Origin of the sequence: Rhodococcus sp. P14 (assembly GCF_000256505.1) — a bacterium.
In the GTDB taxonomy this organism is placed as follows: domain Bacteria; phylum Actinomycetota; class Actinomycetes; order Mycobacteriales; family Mycobacteriaceae; genus Rhodococcus; species Rhodococcus ruber.
The window spans coordinates 1-290 of the sequence record NZ_AJFC01000424.1 but is presented as its reverse complement, the minus strand read 5'-3'; the positions used below and the strand labels follow the sequence as shown (position 1 = coordinate 290).

Here is a 290-nt window from a genome sequence, read left to right as displayed (position 1 = left end):
CACTCGAGGACTCCGTCCGGGCTGTCGGGCCCGGCGCTCAGGCCGATCCGGAAGCGGGTGTCGATGCGCAGACGCAGGTAGGGCGACGGGTGGCCGGTCCGGTGGGTGGCGGCCGTGATGCGGCGCAACGCGGCGGCGCCGGCGATGACGGCGTCGACTTCGGTGGCGGCGGTGCCGGATTCCTGCGCGACGGCCGGATCGCAGGTGACGGTCCAGGTGTGCACGAGCGGGTCCTCCTTCGGGTCGGTTCTGTCTTCGGTGGACGCCAGTGTGTCCGGCCGCCCCGGCCA

General features: G+C 73.8%; 1 protein-coding gene. It reads right to left on the bottom strand.

Translation table 11 applies throughout. From position 1 onward, the window contains the following. On the bottom strand, positions 1–224 hold a 224-nt coding region (locus OEY_RS0127815; protein WP_029540308.1), incomplete at its 3' end, for a hypothetical protein. Positions 225–290 lie beyond the last annotated feature (66 nt).